26 protein-coding genes and 1 pseudogene are annotated in these 25,967 nt (G+C 59.8%); 12 read left to right on the forward strand and 15 right to left on the reverse strand.

Going from position 1 to position 25,967, the window contains the following annotated elements:
• Positions 1-75: 75 nt before the first annotated feature.
• The 3 genes from ACSQ3J_RS10835 (at position 76) to ACSQ3J_RS10845 (ending at position 1,848) form a co-directional block, all read left to right on the forward strand.
• Complete coding sequence (locus ACSQ3J_RS10835; protein WP_060506296.1) at positions 76-663, forward strand: thermonuclease family protein; 588 nt, start codon at positions 76-78, stop codon at positions 661-663.
• Complete coding sequence (locus ACSQ3J_RS10840) at positions 656-1,294, forward strand: uracil-DNA glycosylase family protein (RefSeq protein ID WP_060506297.1); 639 nt, start codon at positions 656-658, stop codon at positions 1,292-1,294. Before ACSQ3J_RS10835 ends, ACSQ3J_RS10840 begins: the two co-directional genes overlap by 8 nt.
• Positions 1,295-1,359: 65 nt before the next feature.
• Complete coding sequence (locus ACSQ3J_RS10845; protein ID WP_037095833.1) at positions 1,360-1,848, forward strand: Lrp/AsnC family transcriptional regulator; 489 nt, start codon at positions 1,360-1,362, stop codon at positions 1,846-1,848.
• Here ACSQ3J_RS10845 and ACSQ3J_RS10850 read toward each other — a convergent pair whose 3' ends face one another.
• From ACSQ3J_RS10850 to ACSQ3J_RS10860, 3 genes and pseudogenes are all read right to left on the reverse strand, one after another.
• Positions 1,849-2,553: a DNA alkylation repair protein gene (locus ACSQ3J_RS10850; protein WP_060506298.1), complete on the reverse strand. Its 705-nt coding sequence runs from the start codon at positions 2,551-2,553 to the stop codon at positions 1,849-1,851.
• Positions 2,553-3,428, reverse strand: a pseudogene (locus ACSQ3J_RS10855) (NAD(P)-dependent oxidoreductase); the annotation flags it as partial. The gene ACSQ3J_RS10850 and the pseudogene ACSQ3J_RS10855, both read right to left, overlap by 1 nt.
• Positions 3,429-3,555: 127 nt before the next feature.
• Positions 3,556-5,181, reverse strand: coding sequence for a hypothetical protein (locus tag ACSQ3J_RS10860; protein ID WP_060506300.1), 1,626 nt, complete (start codon positions 5,179-5,181; stop codon positions 3,556-3,558).
• Positions 5,182-5,433: 252 nt separating this feature from the next.
• On the opposite strand from ACSQ3J_RS10860, the gene ACSQ3J_RS10865 reads away from it, so the two are divergent.
• On the forward strand, positions 5,434-5,814 hold the full coding sequence (locus tag ACSQ3J_RS10865; RefSeq protein WP_060506301.1) for a GFA family protein: 381 nt from the start codon (positions 5,434-5,436) through the stop codon (positions 5,812-5,814).
• 6 nt (positions 5,815-5,820) lie between these two features.
• Here the strand turns inward: ACSQ3J_RS10865 and ACSQ3J_RS10870 are convergent, their stop codons facing one another.
• The gene (locus ACSQ3J_RS10870; RefSeq protein WP_060506335.1) at positions 5,821-6,636 is read right to left on the reverse strand and encodes a methyltransferase domain-containing protein; all 816 of its coding nucleotides are present in this window, start codon (positions 6,634-6,636) and stop codon (positions 5,821-5,823) included.
• 139 nt (positions 6,637-6,775) lie between these two features.
• Between ACSQ3J_RS10870 and ACSQ3J_RS10875 the strand changes: the two genes are divergently transcribed.
• A complete protein-coding gene (locus ACSQ3J_RS10875) occupies positions 6,776-7,501 on the forward strand; it encodes a DUF2270 domain-containing protein (protein ID WP_060506302.1) in 726 nt (241 codons plus the stop codon).
• A 102-nt stretch (positions 7,502-7,603) separates the two neighbouring features.
• Positions 7,604-8,308, forward strand: a complete 705-nt coding sequence (locus ACSQ3J_RS10880) for an SDR family oxidoreductase (RefSeq protein WP_060506303.1) — start codon at positions 7,604-7,606, stop codon at positions 8,306-8,308.
• A 25-nt stretch (positions 8,309-8,333) separates the two neighbouring features.
• Here the strand turns inward: ACSQ3J_RS10880 and ACSQ3J_RS10885 are convergent, their stop codons facing one another.
• The 4 genes from ACSQ3J_RS10885 to ACSQ3J_RS10900 all read right to left on the reverse strand — a co-directional run bounded on the left by ACSQ3J_RS10885 (position 8,334) and on the right by ACSQ3J_RS10900 (position 11,292).
• On the reverse strand, positions 8,334-8,600 hold the full coding sequence (locus ACSQ3J_RS10885) for an usg protein (RefSeq protein ID WP_060506304.1): 267 nt from the start codon (positions 8,598-8,600) through the stop codon (positions 8,334-8,336).
• Positions 8,601-8,763: 163 nt separating this feature from the next.
• Positions 8,764-9,594, reverse strand: coding sequence for an ABC transporter permease (locus ACSQ3J_RS10890; protein WP_060506305.1), 831 nt, complete (start codon positions 9,592-9,594; stop codon positions 8,764-8,766).
• Positions 9,591-10,394 carry an ABC transporter permease gene (locus tag ACSQ3J_RS10895; protein ID WP_060506306.1) on the reverse strand — a complete coding sequence of 268 codons (804 nt, stop codon included), beginning with the start codon at positions 10,392-10,394 and terminating at the stop codon, positions 9,591-9,593. The genes ACSQ3J_RS10890 and ACSQ3J_RS10895 overlap by 4 nt, the downstream gene beginning before the upstream one ends.
• 115 nt (positions 10,395-10,509) lie before the next feature.
• Positions 10,510-11,292: a transporter substrate-binding domain-containing protein gene (locus ACSQ3J_RS10900; RefSeq protein ID WP_060506307.1), complete on the reverse strand. Its 783-nt coding sequence runs from the start codon at positions 11,290-11,292 to the stop codon at positions 10,510-10,512.
• Positions 11,293-11,675: 383 nt separating this feature from the next.
• Between ACSQ3J_RS10900 and ACSQ3J_RS10905 the strand changes: the two genes are divergently transcribed.
• Both ACSQ3J_RS10905 and ACSQ3J_RS10910 read left to right on the forward strand, forming a co-directional pair.
• Positions 11,676-13,934 carry an OmpA family protein gene (locus ACSQ3J_RS10905; RefSeq protein ID WP_436039082.1) on the forward strand — a complete coding sequence of 753 codons (2,259 nt, stop codon included), beginning with the start codon at positions 11,676-11,678 and terminating at the stop codon, positions 13,932-13,934.
• A gap of 129 nt (positions 13,935-14,063) precedes the next feature.
• Positions 14,064-14,786 carry a polysaccharide deacetylase family protein gene (locus ACSQ3J_RS10910; RefSeq protein WP_060505605.1) on the forward strand — a complete coding sequence of 241 codons (723 nt, stop codon included), beginning with the start codon at positions 14,064-14,066 and terminating at the stop codon, positions 14,784-14,786.
• A 9-nt stretch (positions 14,787-14,795) separates the two neighbouring features.
• Here ACSQ3J_RS10910 and mobB read toward each other — a convergent pair whose 3' ends face one another.
• The 3 genes from mobB to ACSQ3J_RS10925 are packed head-to-tail and all read right to left on the reverse strand — an operon-like array spanning position 14,796 to position 16,916.
• The gene (gene mobB / locus ACSQ3J_RS10915) at positions 14,796-15,329 is read right to left on the reverse strand and encodes a molybdopterin-guanine dinucleotide biosynthesis protein B (RefSeq protein ID WP_060505604.1); all 534 of its coding nucleotides are present in this window, start codon (positions 15,327-15,329) and stop codon (positions 14,796-14,798) included.
• Positions 15,326-15,982: a molybdenum cofactor guanylyltransferase MobA gene (gene mobA / locus ACSQ3J_RS10920; RefSeq protein WP_436039241.1), complete on the reverse strand. Its 657-nt coding sequence runs from the start codon at positions 15,980-15,982 to the stop codon at positions 15,326-15,328. Before mobA ends, mobB begins: the two co-directional genes overlap by 4 nt.
• A gap of 28 nt (positions 15,983-16,010) precedes the next feature.
• Positions 16,011-16,916 carry a DMT family transporter gene (locus tag ACSQ3J_RS10925; RefSeq protein WP_060505602.1) on the reverse strand — a complete coding sequence of 302 codons (906 nt, stop codon included), beginning with the start codon at positions 16,914-16,916 and terminating at the stop codon, positions 16,011-16,013.
• A 452-nt stretch (positions 16,917-17,368) separates the two neighbouring features.
• On the opposite strand from ACSQ3J_RS10925, the gene ACSQ3J_RS10930 reads away from it, so the two are divergent.
• Positions 17,369-19,921: a methyl-accepting chemotaxis protein gene (locus tag ACSQ3J_RS10930; protein WP_436039083.1), complete on the forward strand. Its 2,553-nt coding sequence runs from the start codon at positions 17,369-17,371 to the stop codon at positions 19,919-19,921.
• A 70-nt stretch (positions 19,922-19,991) separates the two neighbouring features.
• Here ACSQ3J_RS10930 and ACSQ3J_RS10935 read toward each other — a convergent pair whose 3' ends face one another.
• Both ACSQ3J_RS10935 and moaA read right to left on the reverse strand, forming a co-directional pair.
• On the reverse strand, positions 19,992-20,912 hold the full coding sequence (locus tag ACSQ3J_RS10935) for an aminoglycoside phosphotransferase family protein (RefSeq protein ID WP_060511001.1): 921 nt from the start codon (positions 20,910-20,912) through the stop codon (positions 19,992-19,994).
• Positions 20,913-20,946: 34 nt separating this feature from the next.
• A complete protein-coding gene (moaA, locus tag ACSQ3J_RS10940) occupies positions 20,947-21,936 on the reverse strand; it encodes a GTP 3',8-cyclase MoaA (protein WP_436039242.1) in 990 nt (329 codons plus the stop codon).
• A gap of 269 nt (positions 21,937-22,205) precedes the next feature.
• Here moaA and ACSQ3J_RS10945 point away from each other — a divergent pair, with 269 nt between their 5' ends.
• A complete protein-coding gene (locus ACSQ3J_RS10945; RefSeq protein ID WP_060505598.1) occupies positions 22,206-22,580 on the forward strand; it encodes a gamma-butyrobetaine hydroxylase-like domain-containing protein in 375 nt (124 codons plus the stop codon).
• 19 nt (positions 22,581-22,599) lie between these two features.
• Here the strand turns inward: ACSQ3J_RS10945 and ACSQ3J_RS10950 are convergent, their stop codons facing one another.
• A complete protein-coding gene (locus ACSQ3J_RS10950) occupies positions 22,600-23,085 on the reverse strand; it encodes a MarR family winged helix-turn-helix transcriptional regulator (RefSeq protein WP_436039243.1) in 486 nt (161 codons plus the stop codon).
• Positions 23,086-23,132: 47 nt separating this feature from the next.
• Here ACSQ3J_RS10950 and ACSQ3J_RS10955 point away from each other — a divergent pair, with 47 nt between their 5' ends.
• Together ACSQ3J_RS10955 and ACSQ3J_RS10960 are read left to right on the forward strand one after the other, a co-directional pair.
• Positions 23,133-24,059: an alpha/beta hydrolase gene (locus ACSQ3J_RS10955; RefSeq protein ID WP_436039084.1), complete on the forward strand. Its 927-nt coding sequence runs from the start codon at positions 23,133-23,135 to the stop codon at positions 24,057-24,059.
• Between the two features lie 65 nt (positions 24,060-24,124).
• Complete coding sequence (locus tag ACSQ3J_RS10960) at positions 24,125-24,733, forward strand: pyridoxamine 5'-phosphate oxidase family protein (RefSeq protein ID WP_060505658.1); 609 nt, start codon at positions 24,125-24,127, stop codon at positions 24,731-24,733.
• 164 nt (positions 24,734-24,897) lie between these two features.
• On the opposite strand, the gene ACSQ3J_RS10965 is transcribed toward ACSQ3J_RS10960, so the two are convergent.
• Positions 24,898-25,965, reverse strand: coding sequence for a GGDEF domain-containing protein (locus tag ACSQ3J_RS10965; protein WP_436039085.1), 1,068 nt, complete (start codon positions 25,963-25,965; stop codon positions 24,898-24,900).
• Positions 25,966-25,967 lie beyond the last annotated feature (2 nt).

Genomic DNA, 25,967 nt, shown 5'->3' on the forward strand with positions numbered 1-25,967 from the left:
ATTTCCTGTTTTTTCGCTCCGCATCCCGCAGCGTGAACGGGCGTACAGAGGGTTTTCAAGGCGGAAATGAAACAGATGCTCCGGATCATTCGCGACCTTCTGCTGACAACGCTTATATTGCTGTTTCTCGGGCTCGTGGTGGTTAGGCTTGAGGGGCCGGCGGAGGTGATGTCGGGCCGGGCGCGGGTTGTCGATGGCGATACGCTGGTGCTCGACGGCGAGCGCATCCGTCTTGCCGGCATCGATGCCCCGGAGTTGCGTCAGGTCTGCCAGCGGGAACAACGGGACTGGCCGTGTGGCACCGAGGCAAGGAGCCATCTAGCGGCCTTGATCGGTGATGCCCAAACCACCTGCGAGGCCGGTGGCAGCGATAAATACGGCAGGCTTCTTGCTGTCTGTAAGGTTGCAGATCGTGACCTGAATGCGGCGATGGTCGATGGCGGCTATGCCATCGCTTTCGGTAATTATGCGGCCGAGGAGGCTGCTGCCAGGCAAAAGCGGCTGGGCCTCTGGGCTGGCACGTTCGACGCGCCCCGCAGTTGGCGCCAGACCCATGGCGGAATGGACGAGATACCCCATATACCGGAGGGCTGGCTGGGCAGCGCAATTTCGCGGATCGGCGGCTGGGTTGGGAATGCAATGTCAAAGGTATGGAATGGCTGACGGGCACGTGGACGGGCTGGGGGTTTTGCGCGCAGCGATCGCGGCTTGCCGGATCTGCCGGGATGCGCCGGCGCGCGGTCCTGGCGACCAGTTGCCGCACGAGCCACGCCCGATCGTGGTCATGTCATCTTCGGCGCGAATCTTGATTTCCGGTCAGGCGCCGGGGTTGCGTGTCCATGAAAGCGGCCTGCCGTTCAACGATGCCTCGGGCGACCGGCTGCGCCAGTGGCTCGGCGTCTCGCGCGAACAGTTTTACGATCCAAGCCTCTTTGCCATCGTGCCGATGGGCTTCTGTTTCCCGGGTTATGACGCTCATGGCAGCGACCTGCCGCCACGCCGGGAATGCGCGCCGCGTTGGCGCCAGGAGGTGATCGATGCGATGCCGCAGGTGGAGCTTGTGCTGGCGATCGGTCAATATGCCCAATCCTGGCATCTCGGCGACCGGCGTTCATCGACAATGACCGAAACGGTGCGCAACTGGCGCGCGCATCTGGGCTCCAACGCCGGGCCGCCAGTTCTGGCGCTGCCGCATCCGAGCTGGCGCAATACCGGCTGGCTGAAGAAAAATCCGTGGTTTGCTGAGGATGTCCTGCCTGTCCTAAGAGAGCGCGTATCAAAATTGATTATCTGAAACAATTTTCTTCCATTTGGTGAATTTCACGATATAGATAGAATAATATTCGAAAAGGGCTCTTCATGGATCGTCTTGACCGTAAAATCCTGCGCCTGTTGCAGGAGGATTCCACACTCGCTGTTGCTGATCTGGCTAAAAAGGTCGGCCTGTCCACGACGCCTTGCTGGCGCCGTATCCAGAAGATGGAAGAGGATGGCGTGATCCGTGGCCGTGTGGCGCTTCTGGATCCGGCGAAGGTCAACACCAAGGTGACTGTCTTCGTGTCGATCCGTACCAACACCCATTCGATCGAATGGCTGAAGCGCTTTTCGGAAGTCGTCGGCGAGTTTCCTGAAGTGGTCGAATTCTACCGCATGAGCGGCGATGTCGATTATCTCCTGCGCGTCGTCGTCCCTGATATTGCCGCCTATGACGCCTTCTACAAGCGCCTGATCACCAAGATCGAGATTCGCGATGTTTCGTCGGTCTTTGCGATGGAGCAGATCAAATATACGACGCAGCTGCCGCTCGACTACATGGTCATCGATCAGGCGAAGTCCAGCGAGGACTGATTACCCGGCTAACGGCTGCAGGCCCAGCCTTGCCAAAACGGCGCTGCTCGTGAGTTCACGGACAGCGTCCTTGCCGATCCACCGGGCTGTCCGGTCCTGCCGCGCAGCCAGAGACTGTGCCAGTGACAGCGCGGGGCCATGGCAGCGGACGCTGCGTTTGCCGATCTGGCGCAATGCCCAGTTCACCGCCTTTTTTACGAAATTGCGGTCATCGCCGGCGTGAGCTTCGATCAGCGGCAGCCAGGCGAGGATGGTCTCGTCCGGCTCCTGTTTCAGGTGAACGGCGGCGACGGCGATCATGCTGAAAGCCGTGCGCCGGACGAACTCCCGTTCATCGGCGACAAATTCGGGAATCAGGATCGCTTCCAGCCGGGCATCGACAAACAGGTCGGCAAGGCTGTCGACGATTTCCCAGGAATTGAAACCGCTTGCCCATTGCCTGGCCGTATCGAGCGTCAGTTTCTGCGGCTCAGCGGTCAGGCTCGCCATGAGGCGAGCTTCGCGGATATTGCTGTCCCATAAAGTGAGGGCGCGGCCGTGGTCGCGCTTGATCACCCGGGCAATGCGTTTGAGCGCCGGGTTGGCTATCCCGAGCGCCTTGTCCGTTTCGATACCAAATCGCGCCATGCCGGCAAGGTTGCTTTCCGCGCCCAGTGTTTTCAGATGTGCGATGACGGCATCTGCTGGCGAGGCGGGCGACAGCATTATTTTTCGAGCCGCGCCAGAAGCGACGACGTGTCCCAGCGATTGCCACCCATTTCCTGCACGTCGGCATAGAATTGATCGACCAGCGCTGTCACCGGCAGCTTGGCACCATTGCTGCGGGCTTCGGTCAGAACGATGTCGAGATCCTTGCGCATCCAGTCGATGGCGAAGCCGAAATCGTACTTGCCTGCATTCATGGTCTTGTGGCGGTTTTCCATCTGCCAGGAACCGGCGGCCCCCTTGGAGATCACCTCTATGACCTTCTCGATATCGAGACCGGCCTTTTTGCCGAAATGGATGCCTTCGGCGAGGCCCTGGACGAGGCCGGCGATGCAGATCTGGTTGACCATCTTGGTCAGTTGTCCTGACCCGGCCGGGCCCATCAGGCCAACCATCCGGGCATAAGCATCGATAATTGGCCGGGCGCGCTCAAACACGGCGGGATCGCCACCGCACATCACCGTCAATACGCCGTTTTCGGCACCGGCCTGACCGCCGGAGACCGGCGCATCGATAAAGTGGGCGCCGCGTGCGGACGCTGCCGCATCCAGTTCGCGGGCGACCTCGGCAGAGGCGGTGGTGTTGTCGATGAAGATGGCACCGGCCTTCAGGGTTTCGAAGGCGCCATCCTTGCCGGTTGTCACCGAGCGCAGATCGTCGTCATTGCCGACGCAGCAGAAGACGAGGTCGGCGCCGTCGGCGGCTTGCGCCGGTGTTGCTGCCGCGCGGCCTCCAAACTGTTCTGCCCATTTTGCGGCCTTCGCGGCCGTGCGGTTATAGACCGTCAGCTCGTGGCCGCCCTTGACCTTGAGGTGACCGGCCATCGGATACCCCATGACGCCCAGACCAATGAATGCGACTTTTGCCATTCGAAAACTCCCGAAATTCCATCTTGTCGAGACTTAGCCGATGCAGATGGGGCGGGGAAGGCCCGTGATGGCGAGCTTTGGCGTTTACAGGCAAAGACAACGGCGCTGCAATGCGCGGCGATCTTTCGTCGTGTTACGGAACCGCGGGAACGGGGGGAAGGTCAACGCCATCCGGCAGGCATTCCGCCTGCCGCCCGAGGCTTGCGGAAATATCGAGCCAGAGACGGCGCAGGCGGCGAACATGCAGGTCGTCGGCAATCCACCGGAGCACATGTTCGGTCGATTTGGAATCGTCGTCCCGCAGCATCCTCTTGCGCGCCCAGATGCAAAAGGCGTCTGCATCGACGGCTTCCGCTCTATCCGCATCCAGGGTGATGGGCTTGGTCGCGCTGATCTTCACCGTCTCTCTCAGGCTGCTTGTCGAGGCCATGAGGACACCGGCGCAAATCTCGTCGAAGGCCTTGACCGAGTGTTTGCTGCTGATCGCCCGCTCGAGGTCGAAGATGGTGCGGATGTTCAACTCGCGGAAGATCAGGAATTTTTCCGGACCGAGGATATGGCATAGCTGCGCCTGGCCCACCCAGTCGATGACCTGATAGATGCCATAGGGCGATTCGATATGCAGCATGATCGGATTGTAGGTCGCGAGGTTCTGCACGTCATATATGCCGCATTCCTCCAGGCGAAACCGCGTCTCGTAATCGATGCCATCGATGATATCGAGCGAGACGATCTTGGTGACGTTGACGAAGCGGTCGTCGGTGGTCTTGATCCAGTTGATCAGGTTCTGGAATTTGACCAGCAGGAATTTGGTCGCACTCTGCGGCAACAGGCCGAGCAGTGGCGCTAGACCGAACCAGATGGGCTGGATGTGACTGCTGGCTACCGAAGCAACCGCTGGCGTTGCTGCTGGCACAGACGGCTGCGCTGCTGCAGGCAGAATACTGGCCGCGAGGCCGGTGATGCCGCTGATCGGGTCGCGAAAGACAGCGAACAGGATGATCGTGAAAATCACTGATGCAACGATTTCGGCCGTATGCCGCAGGAACGTATAGGGAGAGAGGTCGAAGACAGCGATCGAGCGGACGAAATTGCGGATTGCTGCGACAAAGGCACCAGCAAAGGCGAGCGAGCCGATGACTGTCAATTGCTGCCAGTTTGCATGGCTGCCGTCCGTTACGGCCGATCCGGCTGCGGCGGAGCACGCGGCTGCGCCCAGGCCACAGGCAAGGGTGGTGAACAGGGCGGAGAAGCCGAAGTAACACAGAAGAACGAAACCGATTGAGGACAGGAAGATCCTCCAGTCGCTGCGCGAACCGAAACTGCCGATGCTCTTGATGATCCAGTCAATCTGATCGATGTCGGTCATCCCGTTGAACGTTCTGCCGTCGGTGGGATCTGGAACCTGCAGATCCGAAATATATTTGGATTTGACGAATTCGAAGGAGGGATTGCTGGTCAAGCGGACGTTTGGATCAGGCATATCGCCGTTGGCGGGCGGAGCCTGGTTGGCATTTACCGGGGGTACGGTGTCGATGCCCTGGCTTCGTTCCAGAGGAGTCCCAAACGAGATCAGGAAATCCTTGATCGAGCGCAGCCGCCGGAGCCTGACTTCATGCCGGCCATAGAGCAGCAGGCATGGGGTGAGGAGCGCAAACAGCAAAGCCAATGGATGGAGACCGAGGATATTTTTTATCGCGGCGATCAAAAGGCCGAAAATACCGCCCGCGCCGGCGAACCAGGCAAAAAAGATTTCCATGAATATTCCCCCTTAAGTTGTGCCTGTAACGTAAGGGTGGCGATCTGCATGCGTCCATAAATCGCCTGCATCAATAGGTTGTTAAATCAATCCTTGATTGTGGTTTTGCTGAATAAATTAGCCGCGCCTGTTATTTTGGCGACGAGGTGATCGTCCGCGGTGCTTGAAGCCCGGACTTCGTGCCGTATGTCTTTACCGGGACAGCTCGCAACGGCTGTTGCATCCCGGCTTATTATTCGGAGGACACTATTCATGGCCGATCGACTGAACGCTTCGTGCCGCTGCGGCGGCGTCAAATTTTCAATTCCGGCGGAAGCTGCCGGGGTGTTCTGCTGTCATTGTGGCGATTGCCGCAAGGCGCATGGCAACTACATGGCAGTGATCGGCGCGCCGCGCGGCGATGTGCGGTTCGACGCGGATGGCACGTTGCAATGGTACGGCTATTCGGACAAGGCCCGGCGCGGGTTCTGTTCGACCTGCGGCAGCCGTCTGTTCAAGGACAATATCGGCACCGACCTACTGATGGTCTCGGCCGGTGTGATCGATGGCGACACCGGCAAACGGATCGTCAAGAACATCCTGACCGAGTTCAAGGGCGACTGGTATGAGTTGCCCGAGGTTCACGACGCCTGAGCGCCGTTATCCGCGTAGTTTTGCAATCACCAGATGACCGGCGATCGGTGCGCCTTCTTCCTTGCGCACCGTGATATCCGTCAATTCCACGACATCGAATCCGATCGCATCGAGGCGCTCGCGGACATAGGTTTCGGCATGGGCGAAACGCTGGTTCGGACCGACCATGAAAGGACGGCCGGCAAAGGTTTCGGTGGGCAGGGTCTCGCTTGAGAAGATGAACAGGCCGCCGGCATTCATGTTTTCGGCAGCGCCGAAAAACAGGGCTTCGAGCGCGCCGAGATAGGGCAGTACATCGGTTGCCGTCACGAGATCGAAGGGCTCGTCGTCATTGTCTTCGAGGAAATCGACGACTTCGGCGACGTAGAGCGTCTCGTAGACGTCTTTTTCATGGGCGATCTCGACCATGTTTTCCGACAGATCGATGCCGGTGATGTCATCGGCCATGTCGCGCAGTGCGCCGCCGGTCAGGCCCGTGCCGCAGCCGAGATCGAGTACGCGGGCGAAGGGGCCAAGCTTCAGGGCCTGAAGGCGCTGACGCACCAGCATCGGCACATGGTAGTCGAGCTGTTCGACGAGCACGTCCTCGAACACATCGGCATGCTGATCGAACAGGGTGGCGACATAGGCGTCGGGGGCCTTGTCGGGCGTCTCGCCGCGGCCCATCGAGGCGATGCGGACGGCAGCGCCGCCGTGATCGTCGGGATCGATCGCCAGAACTTCCTGATAGGCTTTGACAGCCGCCTCGACGTCGCCGGATTTCTCTAGGGCAAGCGCGCGGTTATAGGCTTCGGCGAGGGCTTCTTCATCGATCTTCTGCATGGCGGCGTCTTTACGGCGCGGGCGGCCATTTGGCAATGCGGAAACCCGCATTTGCGGGCCTTTGGGCCGGGAAAGTCATTGGTTGCCGCCGAAATTGAGCGCATGATGAGGAAAACAACAAAAATCCGGAGGAAATGCCATGGCTGCGGAATTCAGCCCGATTGCCTTGCTCAAGGACGAGAACGAAGCCAAGAGCCCGCCTTTACCGGCGACGCCCTCGGAGACGATCACGGCGCTCGTCCACTACTATCGTGGCGAGATGGGCCGCATGGCGGGTTGGAGGGACCGTATCGACCGCACATCGAACTGGGCCATCACCGTGGTTGCGGCCCTGCTTTCTGTTTCCCTGTCGAGCCCGGCTTCGCATCATGGTGTGCTGCTCTTTGCCATGCTGCTGATCACGCTGCTGTTGTTCATAGAGGCGCGGCGATACCGGTTCTTCGATGTTTATCGCGCCCGTGTTCGCCGGATCGAACGTGGTTATTTTGCTCAGATGCTGGCTCCGCAGGCGCCCTTCAAGCCGAATTGGGCAGCCCCCATCGCCGACAGCCTGCGCCGTCCGGCTTTTCTGATGAGTTATCGCGAAGCGGTTTGCCGGAGATTGCGGCGCAACTATTGCTGGATGTACCTCATCCTCCTGTTGGCCTGGGGCCTGAAGATATCCTCGCCGCTGCTGCAGGCCGATGGCGGTGCGGCACGCGAGGTGGCGTCGCTTGCTGAAATCGCCGGGAATGCTGCGCTCGGTCCCGTCTCAGGCTGGCTGGTCATTGGAATTGTCGCCGCGTTTTACCTGCTGATGGTCTATGCCGCGCTTCACAAGGAACCGAGTGAGGGGGAACTCGCCCATGGCGAGGTTCACGTGTGAGCGGTAAAACAGATACGCTGATGGCATGTGCAGGATTTCTTGATTGTGATCTTCGCCTGCTACTGGTCTTATCGTGTCTTCATTGACATGAGGGAGACGGTAATGACGGATCAGAAGGTTGCAATTATCACAGCGGGCGGGTCCGGCATGGGTGCCGTTTCGGCGCGGCGGCTGGCGGCGGAGGGATATCGCGTCGCGATCCTGTCTTCGTCCGGCAAGGGAGAGGCCCTGGCGCAGGAACTCGGCGGGATCGGTGTCACCGGGTCGAACCAGTCGAATGACGACCTGAAGCGGCTGGTGGATGCGGCCTACGGCAAATGGGGCCGTGTGGATGCGCTGGTCAATTCCGCGGGCCACGGGCCGCGTGCTGCCGTTCTCGATCTGAGTGACGATGACTGGCACAAGGGAATGGACGTCTATTTCCTCAATGTTGTTCGCCCGACCCGGCTGGTGACGCCGATTATGCTGGAGCAGAAGTCCGGTAGTATTGTCAATATTTCGACCTACGCGACCTTTGAGCCCGACCCGCTGTTTCCGACATCGGGCGTCTTCCGTTCAGGGCTGGCAGCCTTCACCAAGCTGTTTGCCGACAAATATGCCGCCGACAATATCCGGATGAACAACGTCCTGCCAGGGTTCATCGACAGCCTGCCTGCGACCGAGGAGCGGCGTCTGCGCATTCCAATGGGCCGCTACGGCACGTCCGAGGAGGTGGCCGAACTGGTGGCGCTTCTGGCGACCGACCGCGGCGGTTACATTACCGGCCAGAATATCCGCATCGACGGCGGCATTACCCGGTCGGTTTAACTTCCTTCAGCCAATGGGCGACGCATCAGTTGATGATGAACTCGCCCTTGAGCGCCCGCCAGTCCGTCGCCGAGATCAGTTTGCGGTGGACATAGCGTACCGAATGCAGCGGGCCTTCCAGCGTTTCCTGCCAGAATTTGAGAAAATTCTTCATTTCCGGAAATTCCGGGGCCAGATCGTAGTGCTGCCAGATGTAGGTCTGCAGAAAAGCCGGGTGATCGGGCATCCGGTAGAGGATCTGGGCCGTGGTCAGGCCGTAACCCTTGAGCTGCAGTTCCATTTCGTTTGTCATGCCGGACCTCATTTTGCTCAATGATGGTCCTTGCAATTGAAACACAGAGTTGGTTAATCCGGCATTAACAATGTTTCACGGTCATGCAAAATTTCGTTAGGAAACAAAGGTTTGGCAGCATGTCATGACGAGTGCTGCCAAACGGACGCCTGGGGACGCCTGGTCACCGCTTCAGGTGGCGGGTCAGGCGCGTTTCGATCCAGGCCCAGAGATTGCGCAGGACTTCGACCATGATCAGGTAGAGCACGGCGGCCCACAGATACATCTGGAAATCGTAGGTGCGCGAAAAGGCGCGGCGCGTTTCGCCCATCAGGTCGAAGACGGTAACGATGGCGACGACGGCGGAGCCCTTGATCATCAGGATGATTTCGTTGCCATAGGGCCGCAGCGCCACGATCATCGCCTGTGGCAGGATGATCTTGAAGAAGGCGACGCGCTTGGGCAGGCCAAGGGCAGACGCCCCTTCATGCTGGCCACGCGGCACACTCTCGATGGCGCCGCGCAGGATTTCAGCCTGGTAGGCGGCGGTGTTGAGCGTGAAGGTGAAGAGCGCGCAGAACCACGCATCCTTGAACAGCGACCACAGGCCGATTGCCTCGAGATAAGGGCGGAAGCTGCCGAGGCCGTAATAGACGAGGAAGAGCTGTGCGATCAGCGGCGTGCCACGGAAGAAATAGACGTAGCCGTAGGCGATCCAGGACAGCACCTTGTTCTTGGTCATCCGGCCGTAGGCGATCGGCAGAGAAAGAATGCCGCCGAGCACAACCGAGATAGCAACCAGCGTCAGCGTGACGCGCAGACCGGACAGGAAACTCGGGCCGTATTTGGCGAATTTTTCCGGGCTCCAGGAATCGACGGCGAATAGGAAAATGCCGACGGACGCTGCCAACCAGACGCCGAGCAGGGCGCGGCCAAGCAGGCGGGAAAGCGTGTAGCGTTTCTGCGCCTCTGGCGGTGGCGGCAGCGCCGGGAGCATGGTTTCAGCGTGGCTCATCGGGCGGCCTCCGAACGTTTGGTCCAGCGCTCAAGTGCAGAGAACACCAGTGAGGAAAGCATTGCCAGAATGAGGAAGAGCAGGCAGGCGATCGAGAAAAATTCGAAGGCATTCTTGGTGACGCGTGCGGCAATACCTGTCTGGCGCAAGATATCCGAAAGGCCGATGATCGAGACGAGCGCCGTGTCCTTCAATAGCGCCATCCAGAGATTGCCGAGGCCCGGCAAGGCGATGCGCACGAGCTGCGGCAGGATGATCAAGCGCATGGTCTTGCCACGGTGTAAGCCCAAGGCGTCACCGGCTTCATACTGGCCTTGTGGAATGGCCTTAAAGGCGGACAGAAGAACTTCCGAACAATAGGCGGAAAAGACGAAGCTCAGGGCAATCATGCCGGCAACGAAGGCATTGATCTCGACCGGACCCTCGAATCCGACCGCCGCCATCGCCTGTTGGGCTAAGATCTGCAGGCCGTAATAGACGATGAAGAGTGTCAAAAGCTCCGGAAGTCCGCGGAAAAGGGTCGTATAGATATTGACCGCAAGCCGCAGCGACTTTTCCTCGGACTGCTTAGCCACAGCGATGAAGAACCCCAAAAGTAGCCCTATCGGCAAGGTGCAGATCGCCAAGCTGACCGTGATCATGAAGCCTTGGGCGATCTCGTCGCCCCAACCGGTGTCACCGCAGGCCAAAAGCGTATCTTGTGCGAAAAGCCGGAAGATGCCGATCGGGCCGCAGATCGGATCGATCATGCTGGCAAACCACGAGACAATGGAAGAGAGGGCAGCAAAAGCAGCCTGCATAAGTCTGATTTCCCCTGTACGGCGTTTTTGACGCGCTTATTGTTATGAAGCCTTGTCAGACAAGAATGGCGGAAGGACCAGCCTTCCGCCATCGTATTTCAGCAACAGGTAAAGATTAATCGCCGTAGACGTCGAAGTCAAAATACTTGTCGGCGACTTCCTTGTACTTGCCGTTGGCGCGGATTGCCGCGATGGCTGTGTTGAACTTTTCCTTCAAGGCGGTATCGCCCTTGCGCACAGCAATGCCGGCGCCGATGCCGTTGATTTCCGGATCGGGCTTCAGAGCCTTCAGAAGCTTGCAGCAGGCGCCGTCGGCGGTCTTCAGCCAGGATGTGAGAACGACGACGTCGTCGATGACGGCATCGACGCGGCCGTTGGCGACGTCAAGCTTGTACTCGTCCGGGGTCGGATAGAGCTTCAGTTCCGATTCCTTGAAGAAGGCTTCGGCATAGTTGGAGTGTGTCGTCGCCGACTGCGCGCCAAGCGACTTGCCAGCGAGGCCTGCTTCGGTCGCTTCGGTGATCGGCGAATCCTTCGGCACGACGATGGCCGGACCCGTGTTGTAATACTTGTTGGTGAAATCGACCTTTTCGAGCCGCTCCGGCGTGATCGACATCGATGCGATGATAGCATCGAACTTCTTGGCCACCAGGGCCGGAATCATGCCGTCCCAATCCTGGGTGACGAAGGTGCAGTCTGCCTTCATCTCAACGCAGAGCGCCTTGGCGATATCGACGTCGAAGCCGGTCAGCGTGCCGTCTGCTTCGAGATTGTTGAAGGGCGGGTAAGCGCCTTCCGTACCGATGACGATTTTTTCGCCATCGGCCATGGCAGTGCCTGCCATCAGCGCGAAAACGGCAGCCGAAGCGGCCATGGCGAGACGTCTGGAAATACGCATAGTGATCCTCTCTGTTGGCTGGCGGCCGGTTTCTTGTTCTTCACGGCCACCCCTGTACCGGCCATTATTGTGGCCGGGCTGCGCAGATATTCCTACGCTTTAAATGGAAAAATCAACAGGAAAGCAGAGGCATTTGATGAAAAGTCTGCACATCCTCATGCCTTTACACTGGTTGCTTTCGGATGCGGCCTATCTCCGGCGAAGATGAACGTAACATTCATGCTGAGTTAATGCGGGTTTCGCTAATCGTCGTTGTCTGATTTGAGCCGGTTCGCCTTTTTTTCACCGCTTGGTCTGTCCAAAGAGCGGACATGACTGAAGGACAAGCGGTGTCCCTCCGGCTCAAGACAACGAAAACGGGACCTCTGAAGGAGGAGACATTTATGAGCATCCGATCCAAACTTTTCGCGACCGTGGCGTTTCCCATGCTGTCGATATCGATCGCCGTCCAGCCGGCTTTGGCCGATAGCCTGATGAAGCCGTTCGAAGTCGCGCAGGAAGATAGCGTCGCGCAGGCGGATGGTGGTGAACAGGCACCGGAAGAGATCATCAAGAAGCGCCGTCCGCGCGGCGAGCAGTCCGAAGAGCAGCCCGCCCAGGAAGAAGAGCAGCAACCGAGCCGCGCCGAGCGCCGCAAGGCGCGCCAGGATGCCGAGCAGCAGCAGGAAGAGCCGGCACAGGAAGCGCAGCCCGCACAGGAAGAGCAGCCGAGCCGCGCCGAACGCAGGAAGCAGCGGGCCGAACAGCAGCAGCAAGAGGAGCAGGCCCAGCCGTCCGGTGACGACGAGGCGGCAAAGGCTGCCGAGGAGAAGGCCAAGGCTCGCGCAGAACGTCGCAAGCAGAAGGCTGAACAGCAGCAGCAAGAAGAGCAGGCCCAACCGTCCGGTGACGACGAGGCGGCAAAGGCTGCCGAGGAGAAGGCCAAGGCTCGCGCCGAACGCCGCAAGCAGAAGGCCGAACAGCAGCAGCAAGAAGAGCAGGCCCAGCCGTCCGGTGACGACGAGGCTGCAAAGGCTGCCGAGGAGAAGGCCAAGGCTCGCGCAGAGCGCCGTAAGCAGCAGGCTGAACAGCAGCAGCAAGAGGAGCAGGCTGAACAGCAGCAGCAAGAGGAGCAGGCCCAGCCTTCTGGCGACGATGAGGCGGCAAAGGCTGCTGAAGAGAAGGCCAAGGCTCGTGCCGAGCGCCGCAAGCAGCAGGCTGAACAGCAACAGCAGGAAGAGCAGGCTCAACCGTCCGGCGATGACGAGGCCGCGCAAAAGGCTGCCGAGGAGCGTCGTCGCATCCGTGCCGAAGAGAAGGCCCGGGCACAGGCCGGCCAGCAGGACGACGGCCAGCCGCCGGTCGCAGAGGATGAATTGCGTCCCGCAATCGATAGTGATGGTGAACCAGCCAAGCGTCCCGACCGCCGTAAGCCGATCCCGGAAGTGGTCGATACGCGCAGTCAGGAAGAAAAGCAGGAGATTGCCCGCGACCCGTCCAAGAGTGACGAAACGGTGGTGCTTCCTGTCGATAATGGCGCAGCTGTTCTCGATAGCGACAAGGATGCCGACAACGCAGACAGCAATGCCCGTGAAAAGCGCCGCAAGCAGCGTGAACGCGCCCGCGCCGAAGACGACAATGTCGAGGTTCCAAAGAGCGATGCCGAAGCCCAATCGAGCCGCAGGGATCGCCGCCCGAGCCGAGAGGAGCTGGGGGCTAATCTGCGGGAAGAGGGCCGCCGCGTCGAGCGCGTGCCGGAATTCGGTGTCAACGACCTGATCGATGCGTTCACCGGCAATAACGGCCGGCGCCCGCGTATCGACGAATCCCGCGACAACCGAACGGTTCTCGATTTCGGTGACCAGATCATCGTTCGCAGCGACGACCGTCCGCGTCTGCGCCGCAACGCCCAGGAAACCTATTATGAGGAGCTGTCGCGCGGCCGGTCCCGCGAGACGATCGAACGGCCGAATGGCGTGCGCATCGTGACCATCTACAATCGCTATGGCGACATCCTGCAGCGGTCGCGAATCGATCAGGACGGCCGCGAATATCTGATGATCTATGCGCCTGAAGCCGACGAGGGGCCGCGCCCGCCAGCCTATGACGTCGGTGAGGATCTGCCGCCGATGCGTCTGCGCGTGCCTGTTCGTGATTACATCATCGACACGTCGAGCGAGCCTGACCGCGACTATTACGACTTCCTGGCCGAACCGCCGGTAGAGCGGGTCGAACGGACCTACACGATCGACGAGGTGAAGAACTCGGCCCGTATCCGCGACAAGGTGCGCCGTATCGATCTCGATACCATCACTTTCGCCACCGGCAGCGCTGAAGTGCCGATGTCGCAGGCCAAAACCCTGCGCAAGGTGGCGGATGCCATGCTGGAAGTGATCGAGAAGGATCCCGGCGAAACCTTCTTCATCGAAGGTCATACCGACGCGGTCGGCAGCGACGAGTCCAATCTGGTGCTTTCCGACGAACGCGCCGAATCGGTCGCCTCACTGCTGAGTGAAGTCTACGACATCCCGGCCGAAAACCTGGTGACCCAGGGTTATGGCGAGCGCTTCCTCAAGGTCCGCACGCAGTCTGCCGAGCAGGAAAACCGCCGCGTGACAATCCGCCGCGTGACGCCGCTGGTCCGTCCGGTGGCCCAGAAATAGCCATAGTCCAGTCTCTCTGATGGAGATGCCGTTGGAGACGGCCCGGTGCGCAAGCGCCGGGCCGTTTTGCATGGTCTTCACGTCCCTCCGGTATTGCTGCCGGACTGCCTACAGTATTGTGAGTTTCCGATGAAAACCCTTCTCGCCGCCCTTCTGATCAGCGTTTCGGCCGGTCATGCTTCTCTCGCCGCGACCCGGCTGGTGGAACCGCAGTTGCGGCTTGAAAGCCAGGAGAAGGGGGCAGCCCCGCGCGTCGCCCTGACCTTCGATGCCTGCAGCGGCAAGACCGACGAGCGCATCCTGTCCACGCTGGTCGACAATCATATCCCCGCAACCATTTTCGTGACGGCCCGGTGGGTCAAACGCAATGCCGCGACGATGGCCGTCTTCAAGGCCCATCCGGATCTGTTCGAGATCGAGAATCACGGCGCGATGCATGTTCCCGCTGTCGATCGGCCCGTGTCGATCTACGGCATCGCGGCGGCCGGGAGTGCGCAGGCCGTCGAGGCGGAGGTCGCTGGCGGCGCAGCGGCAATCGTGGCGCAGGGATTGCAGCCGCGTTGGTTTCGCGGCGCTACAGCGAAATACACCCTGTCGTCGATCGGACAGATCCGGCAGATGGGATTTCGTGTTGCCGGCTATTCGGTGAATGGCGATGGCGGGTCGCTGCTGGGGGCAGGGGCTGCGCAAAAGCGGTTTGCGTCTGCCCGGGATGGGGACGTCCTCATCGCCCATATCAACCAGCCCGCGCACGCAGCCGGTTCCGGTGTCGTGAAGGGTATCCTCGACCTCAAGGCCAGGGGCTACACGTTCGTTCGCCTGAATGATGGCAGCGACGAAACCACCAACTGAGTCTGTTCGTCAGTTCTGTTTTTTCAGCCCGGTTGTGCGTTCTATGAAATCGGCGATGGCCAGCGTGTCGTTGAGGTTGAAGATGACGAGACTGCTGTCCTCGACCGGATGATCGGCAGCAATCGCCACGATGTGCGGGTCCGTGGGAGCAAGGGGCTCGCGGTTCTGCGCCTCCAGCCGCCGCGCCTCGATCTTCGGGATCGGTTCGCGTTTGTATCCTTCGATCAGTACGAGATCGCACGGTGCGAGGCGGGCAAGGATTTCCGGAAAGCTCGGTTCCGGTGCGCCGCGCAATTCGTGCATGATGGCGTAGCGCATGCCGGAGACGATCGTCACCTCGTGAGCACCGGCTTCACGATGGCGAAAACTGTCGGCGCCGACCTTGTCGATGTCGAAATCATGGTGGGCGTGCTTGATCGTCGAGACGCGGTAGCCGCGCCGTGTCAGTTCTGTGACCAGCCGGACGGCAAGGCCTGTCTTGCCGGAATTTTTCCAGCCGGCGATGCCAAAGATTTTCGGGCTAACGGTCTCTGGCGCTGTCATTTTTCACGTCCCTCGATAAGCTGCAGCCAGCGTTCGGCCGCTTCAAGGTCGGCCGGCGTGTTGATGTTGAAGAACGGATCGATCGGTCCGTCCACGGTTTCAATCACGGGAAAATCGACCCTCCCAACCGGATGACGCTCGATGAAACCGCGCACCCGGCGCTTGCCGTCGGTCAGCAGCCAATGTTCAAGTTCATCCGCAAGGGCAACCGGCCAGAGCGCAAAGACGGGGTGCATGATATCGCCCGAATAGGCAACGGCGATCTGGTTGGGTTCCGTGATCGCCGCCTGAAGGCGCGCCACGAGGTTCCGCGGAAAGAATGGCGTATCGGTCGGGACGGTCGCGACGTGGCTTGCCGCAGGGGAATGCCTTGCGGCATGGCGCATGCCCGAAAGTACGCCTGCCATAGGCCCGACATGGCCTGGAACGGTATCTCCAAAGACGGCAATCGCGGCAGCGAGGTCCAAGCCGGTGCCGATGTTGCTGTTGACGCTGAGACCGGCCGTCTGCGGGGCGAGGCGCTCAATGACATGGTGAACCAGCGGCTTGCCGCCAAGCATCACCGCCGCCTTGTCCTGACCCATGCGCGAAGACAGGCCACCGGCAAGGACGACGCCGCGGGGAAGATGTGCCGATGGGGTCGCCTGTGTGATCATCGCATCTCCTTACGCTTCAATCCCGTCATTTCGGCGATCCCGGTTCCGATCGTTGCGCGAGCGCCATCCGCCGTTTGTTTTCACGGGCGAATGTATAAAGCCCCGACGCGATGATGATCGCCACGCCAGTCACCATCCAGATATCCGGTTCTTCGGAGAAGAACAGGATGCCGATGCTGATCGACCAGAGCAGGCTGGTATAGCGGAAGGGAGCGACGATGGCGATTTCACCATTGCGCATGGCCAGCACGATGCACTGGTAGCCGACAAGAAGCAGCAGACTGGCAGCCGCCAGAATGCCGATCGAAGCCATCGACATTGGCTGCCAGCCGCCGAGCGGCACGATCAAAATCGCCCCGGTCAATGTTATGACCGTTGCCGTGATGACGGAGATGAACAGGGATGGAATGGCGGGATCGATCCGGCGGGTGCAGAGATCCCGGATCGCCGCGAAGACCACCGAGGCCACGACGCTGAGTGCTGCGCCGTTAAACCCTTCAGGCCCGGGCCTGAGAACGATCAGTACACCGGCGAAACCGACAAGAATTGCCACCCAGCGCCGCCAGCCAACCGGTTCACCCAGGAACAGCGCTGCTCCGAGCGTGACGGCCAATGGCAGGGCCTGCAGAATCGCCGAGGCATTGGCGAGCGGGATCTGGCCGAGCGCGTAGATATAGGAAATGGAGGCGCCGACTTCGGCAGCTATTCTGAGCGCGATGATCGGTGAGCGAATCAACCGGAATGAGCGCAGGGCGCCAAAATGGCGGGCGAGCAAGAGGACCAGAACGGATGTGAAGAAGCCGCGCACCAGCATGATCTGGCCGGCATTCATGACGCCGGTGACGGATTTGATCAATGCGTCATTGCAGGTGAAGCCAGCCATCGCCAGACACATGAAGATGGCGCCGCGGAAATTGGCAGTCGGTTGCATTATTTTTGATTGTCCGTTCTCATCGCTATCCGTTTTATCATTCAGCGATGCGGCGTACTGAAAGTCTGCGCTGCTGGTCTTGCCCAAGTCTAAAGCATCGGCACTTCTTTTATGCAACTGCAATCCTTCGCCTGTTCGAATTGATAGCAGAAATGCAAGAATAGCTATTTTCATCAGCGCTGTAGAACCGTGAAATATCGCCTTGCCGTTTTTTTTGAGCGCAAGATTAGCCGATTTATCTTTGGCGAAATATTAAGTTTCGCTGCCTATCGTGCCGACATTCCGCTGCCCATCGCATGATGCGAACAAGGTTGACGTAACGGAAAGTATTTCCGCCAAAGTCAATCGGATGACATTCCGGCAAGCGCCATGGATGCGCCCCGGTACGTTCGTTCTCAACCAGAGAGCAATCTGGCGGAAATGTCAGATTTGCTCAATATCTGGAGTTCGGAATGTCCCTGATCGATCGTTCTTTGCAGCGTCTGCGCATCGTCACCAAAGTTTTGCTGTTCGTCGTGCCTCTGGTGGCGCTGATCGCCGGTATTGGCCTTGTCGGTTACTTCACCGCAAGCACGCTGAACGGGCATATGACTGTGACGCGCGAGACGATCAACAATCTCTCTGATTTCCAGTCACTGCGCAGCGGGCTGCAAAGTTTCGTCGATAATCCCACCGATGAGGCGCGCGCGACGCTTGCGAGCCGCATCGACGAACAGGAAAAGGGTATCCGGACGTTGGACGGCCTGCTGACTGCAGGCGAAGACAAGGCCAAGATCCACTCGGTGGTTTCGCTCGGTGAGGCGATGCGAGGACAAGAAAACAAGCTCTGGTCGATCAAGACTGAGCGCGATACCGTCACGGTATCTCTTGATGCGGCCCTTGCGGAGATGACGGCGCAAGGCAATACCGCCTTCAAGCAGATCGATATCCTGCGCAAGGAATCGGGCGAGAAGGAATCCTTTGCCAAGGCGCTGCTGTTTGATGCGGCTGCCTACCAGGGCCTTGCCGAACGGATCAAGAAATTCCGCCTGCCGGTCACCATGGCAATCGCGCCGGATGCCAAGGTCCAGCAGGCCACCACGCTGATGCCGCATCTTTTGAAACAGATTGCCGAGGCCGAAAAGATCGCTTCCGACAAGGTTGTGAAGAGGATCGCCGAGGTAAAGGCCGATACCAAGGTCATTCAGGATATTCTGGCCAGCAGCGATCCGAACGACGTCAAGAAGACGCAATTGAGTTCGGCACTGATCAAGTTTTCGAAATATGAATCCGACTTTGCCAAGGAGGCTGCCACCAATTCAGACACGGCGGCCAAGCGATTCGTCGGCATGGACAACGAAATTTCCACTTTGAAGACGCTGATCGGCCTGATGAACGAGACCTTCAAGGGGCTTGATGACACGCGCCTGCATATCAGCGAACTGCACCGCAGGCTGGATACCGCAAGCCGCGACAATGTGATGACCGATATTGCGGCCGTGCGCGCAAGCGTGACGAAGCTTTCAGAACTCGGGGCGAAGAATGCGGCACTGCGCGATCTGGCCGGCAAGCTGGCGCCATCGCTCGAGCAGATCGACACCGGCACCGCCCAGCTGATCGATGTCGGCGCCCGCTGGCAGGCAGCCAAGGCTGAAGCGGCATCGCTGGTAGCCGATGCCAGCCAGACGCTGGAGAATTTCGTTTCCAGCGCCCAGGAGGCCGGCAAGAAAGACAGCCAGCGTTCCGCCGATGTGTCGATCATCGCCATGGTGGCGGGTACGTTGCTGGCCATCGTCGGTGGTCTGATGCTGATCGAGACCCTGCGCGGTCCGTTGAAGCGCGTTACCGAGACGATGACGCGGCTTGCCAATGGCGACCTTGAGGTCTCTATCGAAGGCCGCAACCGCGGTGACGAGATCGGCGACATGGTGCGTTCGGTTGCCGTGTTCCGCGATAATGCCGTCGAAAATGTCCGGTTGGGACAGGAAGCCGAAGCCGCCCGCACATTGTCGGCTGAGGAAGAAGCCCGCCGCCGCCATGAACGTGCCCGCATCGAGGCCGAACAGATGGAAGCGCTGACGGCTTTGTCCGATGTGCTTGCCAAGCTTGCCGACGGCAATCTGGAAGAAGGCATGGCGGAAGACTTGTCCGAAGATTACATCGTCATGGCCCGGACCTATAACAACGCCGTCGAGGCATTGCGCGCAACCCTGATCGACGTCCGTTCCGTGACCGATGAAATCACCAGCGGAACCGGTAACCTGTCGACCTCGGCCGACGATCTCGCTCGCCGGACCGAACAGCAGGCGGCCGCGCTGGAAGAAAGCTCTCGTGCTCTCGGACAACTGACGGAGATCGTCCGCTCGACGGCCGAAAGTGCGCACAAGACCACTGTATCGGTCGACCAGACCCACAGCTATGCCAAGCATTCCGGCGAAGTCGTCGCCAAGGCGATCGACGCGATGGCGGCGATCAACAACTCGTCCGACAAGATTTCGACGATCATCGGCGTCATTGACGAAATCGCATTCCAGACCAATCTTCTGGCGCTGAACGCCGGTGTCGAGGCAGCCCGCGCCGGCGAGGCGGGCCGTGGCTTTGCCGTCGTCGCGCAGGAAGTGCGCGAGCTTGCCCAGCGCTGCGCCGGTGCCGCCCGCGAGATCAAGGGGCTGATTTCGGAGAGCTCTGTGCAAGTGCGCGGCGGTGTGGAACTGGTGCAGGAAACCGGCAAGGCGCTGACCGTCATCAACGACCATATCTCGACGATCCATCAGCTGGTCAGCAATATCGAAGCCGCCGCCGCCGATCAGTACCGCGGCCTCAACGAGGTCAATCAGGCGGTGCGCGAGGTGGAACTGATCACCCAGCAGAATGCAGCGATGGTCGAGGAAAACACCGCCGAAATCCACGGCCTGCGCCATCAGGTCGATATCCTCAACGAGAAGATCGAGCGCTTCAAGACGGGCACCAGCCGCTCAATCTCGGGCGGGCGGGTCGAGCAGTATGGCAGAAGTTACGCTGCCTGAGCGAGTAAAACGCTGGAAAAATTCAAGGCCGCCCGACGACAAGTCCGGCGGCCTTTGCCGTTGCAATGGGTCAATTGTTCAATCTGTCCGCATGATCGGCAAGGACCTGGCTGATAGCATGACGCGATATCCCGACCAGGGCCGGGTTTGTGTGAAGATAATAAGGCAGGGCGACGATGGCGACGGACAATGCCCAGCCTCTGGCTCTGCCCCATGTCGCGCCATCCACGGTCTGTTGCAAGCGGAGCGTCGCGCGGGCTTCGGCGGAGAGCAGATTCCAGGCAAACATCAGGTCGCAGGCAGGATCACCGACACCGAGGCCGCCGAAGTCGATGACAGCGGTGATGCGTCCCTGTGCGGTCAGCAGGTTCCCGGCATGGATATCGCCATGGAGCCAGACGGGCGGCTTGTCCCACGGTTCTATTTCAAGGGCGGCATCCCAGGCCTGCGTCAACGGAGCCGTTTCCATGGTGCCGCCCAGGTTTTTGATGGCAGCGCGTGTCTGTGCGTCCCGGCTTGCCAGAGAGGCACCCCGGGAAAAATTGTGCGCGCCGGGTGGCGGGCCGCCCGTGGCGTCGATTTTCCGCAGGGCAGAGATGAGCCGGGAAAGACTGACGGCAGCTTCGTTCAGGTCGAAGATCGGGGTGGTAACAGCGTCTTCGCCTGGCAGCCAACGGCAGACGGACCAATGGAAAGGATAACCGGCGGTGGGCGTGCCAAGCGCCAGCGGAACGGGTACTGCGAGCGGCAGGTCTGGCGCGAGGCGCGGTAGCCAGCGGCTTTCCTTCTCCACCTGCAGGGCGGCGTCCATGCGGCGCGGCAGACGCACCACCATGTCGCTCCCTAACCGGTAGAGAGCATTGTCTGTGCCGGCCGACTGGACGGGTTTGAGCGGAAGGCCGGCCCAGGCCGGAAACTGTTCCGCGATCAGGCGGCTGACAAGGGGCCTGTTGATATCAAGCTCGTCGTCATGCATCCTTGTGGTCGGCATTGATAGCCCGCGCCTATCCGTAAAAGGTTGCCGCTCAGCCGCCGGTAACACTCATATGGCGGGCGACAGCCGGTTTGTTGCGGGTGCGGTCGATGATGAAGTCGTGGCCCTTTGGCTTGCGGGTGATGGCTTCGTCGATGACGGTTGACAGGTAGGCGTCGTCATCGGAGGCGCGGAGCGCCGTGCGCAGGTCGGCGGCATCGTTCTGGCCAAGGCACATATAGAGTGTGCCGGTGCAGGTGAGGCGCACACGATTGCAGCTCTCGCAGAAATTATGGGTCATGGGCGTGATCAGGCCGAGCCTGCCGCCGGTTTCCGCCACCTGCAGATAACGCGCCGGTCCGCCGGTCTTGTAGGGGATGTCTGAGAAGCTGAACTGTTCGGCGAGGCGCTTGCGCATCTCCGACAGCGGCATGTAATGGTCGGTACGGTCCTCGTCGATCTCGCCCATCGGCATGGTTTCGATCAGCGTCAGATCCATGCCACGGCCATGCGCCCAACGCATCATGGCGGGGATTTCCGCGTCGTTGAAGCCTTTTAGCGCCACGGCATTGATCTTGACGTGAATGCCGGCAGCCTGGGCGGCGTCGATGCCTTCCATGACCTTGGAAAACTCACCCCAGCGCGTGATCTGCTTGAATTTTTCGGGGTCTAATGTGTCGAGCGAGACATTGATGCGGCGGACGCCGCAATCGGCAAGCTCGGCTGCAAACTTCGACAGTTGCGAGCCGTTGGTGGTGAGCGTCAGCTCATCGAGCGCGCCCGAGTGCACATGCTTGCCGAGTTCACGCACCAGGAACATGACGTTCTTGCGGACCAAAGGTTCGCCGCCGGTCAGCCGCAGTTTGCGTACGCCCTTGGCGATGAAGGCGGAACAGAGCCGGTTCAGCTCTTCCAGTGTCAGGAGGTCCTTTTTGGGCAGAAAGGTCATGTTTTCCGCCATGCAATAGGTGCAGCGGAAGTCACAGCGATCCGTCACCGAAACCCTGAGATAGGTCACGGCCCGCCCGAACGGGTCGATCATCGGTGTTTGGGCGTCATTCAGCCTCTGGGCGCCGATCCGGTCGATGGTGACGGTATTCAACACAATTCTCCCTGTTTCATCAATGTCGTGACCAAAACGGGCTGCGTCAAGGCGAAAGCGTTCAAAAGCACGAGAAACGGGCGAGAAACACTTTCTTATGATCGGGGGAAGTGCAGGCTATGATCAAGGGAAGGGGCTTTGCTTGCAGACAATTCCATCCGGCGGGAAATTGCGCTAGTGCTCCCATGCACCAATGGAGACTGCAGGACATGAGCGATATCTGGCCGACCGAACTGCGTGTATCAAAAGACCGCCACCGGCTGACGATTGCCTTCAACGATGGCACGTCCTTCGATCTTTCGGCGGAGATGCTGCGGGTTCTCTCGCCGTCTGCGGAAGTTCAGGGCCATGGGCCGGGGCAGGGATTGACGGTGCCCGGCAAGCGCAATGTCTCGATCATTTCGATGACGCCGACCGGAAACTATGCCGTGCGCATCGGTTTTGATGACGGCCACGATACCGGGATCTTCACCTGGACGTATCTGCGTGAACTGGGCGCCACCGGCGAGACGTTATTTGCTGCTTACGAACAGGATCTGGCCGCCAAGGGCATGACGCGGGACAAGGCGGAAAAGCCGCGCTGACCGCGCGCATTTCCTCCGGCTAGTCGAGAACATCTTCCTCCTCCAACAACCGCTGGATCAGCCGCTCCATCGACTGGGCAATCATCAGGCATTCCTCGATGGGTTCGCTTTCCAGCGACTTGTCGATCAGTGTTGTCTGGATCTCCATCGCCTGTTCGGTCAAGAGGCGGCCACCTGCGGTCAGCGATAGCCGCAGCACGCGCTTGTCCTTTTCATCGCCGCGCCGCTCGATCAACCCACGATTTTCAAGTTGCGGCAGAAGCATGCTCATGTTGGAGCGGCCGACTAGCAGCTTTCGCGCTAGTTCCTGCTGCGAAATGCCTTCAAAACGATAGATGTTGACCAGGATATCCAGATGCGGCGGCTTGATGCCGAGGCCGGCGAGCTTGCGGGTCAGTGCCTGCTGGGCCAGTTGGCAGGCGCGGGCAACGGCGATCCAGCTGCGGAAACGGGGATGATCCCAGGGAAAATGATGCTGTTCGATTGTCTCTTGCTTTTCGTTCATCGTTGTACAATATTGTTCATCATTGAACATTTTGTGGGAATCCTACTATGGCATCCTTTACGATCAAGGTCACTCGCCTTGCGCTCAAAGCGGTTTCGGCGTTCTCGCCGGAGAAGGCAGGGCGTCTGGCGTTTCGGCTGTTCAGCATCACGCCGCCGCGGAAAGCAAAGAGCGGCAAGGAAAAGGCAGCGTTGGCTGCTGCTGAACCCGTCATGGCAAGAGCGCGGCCGGTCACGCTGTCTTTTTCCGATGGCTGGGTAATGGCCAAGCATTTTCAAGCGCAATCGGCCGGGAGCGCCACCAAACGCATTTTGCTCGTCCATGGCTGGGGCTCGCGCAGCAACTATCTGGCGCCAATGATCGACGGGTTGACGGCCGGTGGTGCCGAGGTGGTCGCGCTCGACTGGCCGGGGCATGGCGCTTCGCCGGGGCGTACCTTGACGATGCCGGCAGCGGTGCGGGCGATCGATGCGGCTTGGCGGCATTTCGGCGGGTTCGATGTGGCCGTCGGGCATTCCTTCGGTGGCGCGAGCCTGGCTTGTGCTGCAGGTGGTCTGGTGTGCGATGTGCCTTCGCATAGCGCCAAGAGAATGGTGCTGATCGGTGCGCCGAGCGAAATGACATGGCTTTTCAAAGGGTTTGGAAAGGTTCTTCGCCTGTCTCCGGGAGCGCAGACGGCGCTTGAGGGCATGGTCGTTCGCTTGTCCGGCCGGCGGCTGGAAGAGTTTGATGCGGCCCGTATTGTTGGCATGGTGACCGCGCCGGTGCTGGTCATTCATGCCGAAGACGACAAGGAGGTTTCCGCCGAACATGCGCGCCGCTATGCGGCGGCGGGATCTAATGTCGAACTCCATTGGGCCAATGGGCTTGGTCATCGCCGTATCGTGTCTGCTGCGCCAGTGATCGAGCGGATCAATGCCTTTATCCATGCACCGGAAGCCGCAACTGAGCGAAAATTGCGTATGGTGTCATGAAGGCGTCATGCTATCCATCGAAAGGATCGCCACGCTCGATGGAGCGGGATCCGATGGAGAACGGCATGACGATCATTCGCACGGTGGAAGAACTGAACGCGCTTTACGGCGGCGCAAGCGAAGCCTCGCTGGTGAAGGTCACCAGCCGGCTGACACCGGACTATGCCAGGATGATCGAGGCGGCCCCGTTTGCAGCGCTTGCCACGGTGGGGCCGGAAGGGCTCGACTGTTCGCCGCGTGGTGATGATGCCTGTGTTGTTCGGATTGCCGACGACAAGACGGTGCTGATGCCGGACTGGCGCGGCAATAACCGGGTCGATTCGCTTGCCAATATCGTGCGTGATCCGCGGGTGGCGTTGATGTTTCTTGTACCCGGCTCCGCCACGACGATGCGGATCAACGGCACGGCCGTGGTCAGCGTCGATCCCGAGTTGACCGGATCGTTCGAGGTCGACGGTAAACACCCGCGCAGCGTCATCGTCGTCACCATCGGCGAAGTCTATTTCCAGTGCGCGAGAGCATTGATCCGCTCTCAGATTTGGAACCCGGATCGCTTTGTCGATCCGCAGTCCCTGCCGACGCCCGGCACGCTGCTGAAGGCCGCCAAAGCGGATTTCGACAAGGAAACCTATGACCGCGAATGGCCCGAACGCGCCGCAAAAACCATGTGGTAGTGCGCAGACCTTACGACACCATGCATTTCGAGTACCGTCCCGAACTGATCGCTATCGGCAAGGCGGCCGATGTTTCGGCCTGCAGGTCGTGTCGCTGTTTCCGGCAGCCCAAGAATGACAAAGGGCGCCACTAGGGCGCCATGGTCCAACAATGGGATTGCCGCCTACTTGCGGTAAATCAGCCAGTTTTTGCCGGTATCCTTCTTCATACCCTCTTCAAACAGGATCGTCCTGTTGCGGCCGGCGTTCTTGGCGCAATAGAGCGCGATGTCGGCCTTGTTGTAGAGGTCGGTCGGGTCATCGGCATGCGATGCCTGGCAGACACCGACGGACAGTGTGATCGGACCATAGTTGACGCAGGTCTTGGAGTTTTTGAAGGGCGTGGTCGCCAAGGCATTGCGGATGCGCTCTGCGACCTGCAGGCTTTCTTCCAGGCTGCTATCGCCCAGAATGATGGCAAATTCCTCACCGCCTGTGCGCGCCACAAAGGCATCGCGGCGCAGGTTGGCGCGGATGACCGTACCGACAGTCGCCAGTATCTTGTCGCCGACGGGGTGGCCGTAGCTGTCATTGACCTTCTTGAAATGATCGATATCGGCGATCAGAAGGCCGGTAAAGCTGCGCTGCTGTTCGGAGTTGTAGATCGCGGCGAGTTTTTCGTCGAATGCCCGGCGGTTGGCGAGGCGCGTCAGCGAATCCGTGTTGGCGATGCGTTTGTATTCGTCGAGTTCCTGGCGGATGACTTCCATCTCGAAGGATTTCAGCGATACGTTTTCGGCGCGTTCCTTGCCCTGGTTCATCGTGTCCGCCGTTGCCTCGGTCAGGAGGCTGACGCATTGGCGCAGGATTTCGGCGCTGGAGCTGCTTTTGCCGGTAATGTTCTGATACGTCTCGTCCAGCAGCTTGTTATAGTTCTCGAGCGCGAATTGTTCGTCCTTCAGCAGCTTGAGAAGTTCGACAAGCTCGCTCGTCAGGTGGTTGTGGGCCCGGTCGATGCCTGCGGCATGGTGGACATGGCTGAAATAGCGGGCGCCGATCTCGTCCAGTTCTTCCTGGGTTGCCCGGCTGCCGAGCGCAGCCAGTTCCTTCGTCAGCTTGGGGTTGGAGCCGATATAGGCTTCATAATAAAGCTCATAGTTGCGCGGTAGGGGTGAAATACCCATGATCCGCATCGCATAGGTTACCTGCGCTGCGATATCCGGCATCTGTACCTTGTTCGAAGCCGCTTGCATGG

This window comes from Rhizobium sp. LjRoot98, assembly GCF_964252935.1.
Lineage (GTDB): Bacteria > Pseudomonadota > Alphaproteobacteria > Rhizobiales > Rhizobiaceae > Pararhizobium.